The sequence below is a fragment of the Phytobacter sp. V91 genome, from assembly GCF_965644225.1.
Taxonomy (GTDB): Bacteria; Pseudomonadota; Gammaproteobacteria; order Enterobacterales; family Enterobacteriaceae; genus CBFFRJ01.
On record NZ_CBFFRJ010000247.1, the window covers coordinates 1 to 2558 of the forward strand.

Genomic DNA, 2558 nt, shown 5'->3' on the forward strand with positions numbered 1-2558 from the left:
GGCATCGTGAAAAATCTATGGCAAAGAAAGCCTTATGTTCTCATAACTGACGATTAAATCGCACCTTCCCTAAGTGAGCTATGCTGTAAGACAGCCTGTTAATTTAACACAATAGTATTATTTGGATTGGTTGTGTAACCAAACGTTACAAACATAAAGTTAAAGCATAAAATTTGATAAATCTTAGAATGACTAGATAATCTAATAATTGAATCTGTTTGTGCTGAAAATTGCTTTTGACGCTTATGAATGGCAGATAACAAAGGTTTTAAGAGATCCCTCATAGTCATCCCGACCTTCCCATAGGATTAGTTAATACGCTCAGTTAGTAATGTCAGATCCTTCTCTACCAGAATGACCCTTTCTCCAACCCGCCACAAATTTGACGGAATCCATCGACCAAGTCACGTTGGGCGAAGCCGAGGCATACGCTCTGTTGCCAGCCCGGTACGACATCGTCTGCGTTTTACGCCCAACCCGCTCAGATAATAAAAGCGGTACACGCGCTTGTGATTAACACGAATCCCTTCACGGCGCTGTAACCGCCAGATGCATCGGTAGCCAAAACGTCCGCGTTCCAGTCCCGGCTCAACATCTTAGCTGCAGTTCGGGGAAAAATCTGTGAGTCTTCAGGTACAACGCTGCGACGGACCGATCGCCTCACACATCAACACCACTGCTTCCCGCTTCTGGTCTGTCGTCAGTATTTTTGCCCAAGAGCCACCTGAAGCGCCCCCTTATCCAGCATGGCTTCGGCAAGCAGCTTCTTAAGTCTGGCGTTCTCTTCCTCAAGCAACTTTAGGCGCTTCACCTCAGGCACCTCGATATTTCTTACGCCACTTGTAAAAAGTGGCATCGTAAATGGCGTGTTAGTGTCAGAGTTCACGGGCGGGTACTCCAGCCTCAGCCTCGCGGAGCATAATGATGTTCTGTTCGTTGTAAAAATGCTTTTTCATGAGATTGTCCTCATGCTGTTGATGAAGACATTACTAAAATCACCGTGTGTTAATTAAAGGGGAGCAGGTCAATATTATACATTTAAACATTTAAAATCTTTCATCTAACAACAAACCCAGAATGCATCCAATTTATACTTACAGTTTCAATCATCTTCTCTTAAGGTAAAAGTCAAATGTTTGCAGTTATAAATGTGACATTGAGCATATTGTCGTGATATAAAATACATAACAAATTTAATAAGCACCTAGCAGACTCATCCTATTTATCGGACCGACACCTCGCATCTGTAAAATCGATTTTACAGTACTCTTGTGTCTAAAATACTATCAGGTGGTAGTTTATGACACATTACAAAAAAACAATTTTTAAACAAACCCTTGAATTGAAAAAATACCAATTCTTTGTTTTCACATGATGAAAACCTCAGGAGCTATATTTTTATTTCATAGCATCTCCAACGTCTCTAACAATGCTTTTTCCTGTGCTGCTTCTGGAAAATCGACAAATTGACTAGACAATTAAATTATAACTATAGGAGTCGGATTCAAACAAAACAAATCAACCAAAACAATCTTACTACTGATACTTACAAATGGTATGACATAACTCTTAAAAAAAGCTGTTAGTGTTATCGAGAGGCACCACATGAACAATAATATTGTTAAGTTTATAGACTCAAGAAAATTTAGCAGATTTGATACAAACTTGATGCTCTTGGGTGTATTTTTAATCACATTTACTGGATACGCAGCACCTGCGTATGGTTCGATAATCCCAATGCTTTTCAAAGAATGGGCTGATCTCAGTTGGGATCAACTTGGATATGTGGGTAGCTTGTCAGAATTTGGCTCGTTGTTTGGTGCTTTCGTTTGTAGTGTTATCTCAAGAAAATTTGGTATTAAACGCGTTTTGATTACAACTGTTATGCTTTTTTGCGCTGGTACATTTAGTCAAGCATTCGCCCCAACAATTGAAATATTTGCAATGTTAAGGTTCATTGCAGGATTTGGATTTGGTGGCGTTATCCCTTTGGTTATATCTCTTCTATCTGAGTACGCGCCGAAAACAAGCAAAAGTAAATCAGTTGCTACAGCATTATGCGGAAATCAATTCGGCGCGATTATTGCGTCCTTTGTTGCCATATATGTCACCACTGAACTTGGACAGTGGAGACCCGTTTTTTGGTTAGGATTCATACCAGTTTTATTATTACCATACATAATAAAAACCATGCCAGAAAGTGCTCATTTTTTGTTGAAAAATAAAGATGTGGAAGGCTTGAAGAAAGTATTGTATAAAATTGACAAAGATTATAGCTCCAGCATAAATATTGAGGCTGCAGTTGATAATTTCACCCTGGAGAAAGAGTCGAATAAAATTTATTATAGGGATTTATTTGGCAAAAAATATGCACTTATTTCATTTTTATCATGTGTTATTGCGATTATGGGACTTTTGTTTATTAATGGCGTAATTGTGTGGCTACCAGGCGTTATGACAAATGCAGGGTATGCGCTGAGTTCTAGGGAAGGTGCGATTTAATCGTCAGTTATGAGAACATAAGGCTTTCTTTGCCATAGATTTTTCACGATGCCCGC

General features: G+C 39.1%; 1 protein-coding gene and 1 pseudogene. One reads left to right on the top strand and one right to left on the bottom strand.

Translation table 11 applies throughout. The features are described from left to right. Window positions 1-410 precede the first annotated feature (410 nt). Window positions 411-956, bottom strand: a pseudogene (locus ACSZO4_RS25305) (transposase); the annotation flags it as partial. Window positions 957-1605: 649 nt separating this feature from the next. Here ACSZO4_RS25305 and ACSZO4_RS25310 point away from each other — a divergent pair. Then, window positions 1606-2502, top strand: a complete 897-nt coding sequence (locus ACSZO4_RS25310) for an MFS transporter (RefSeq protein ID WP_437891843.1) — start codon at window positions 1606-1608, stop codon at window positions 2500-2502. Window positions 2503-2558 lie beyond the last annotated feature (56 nt).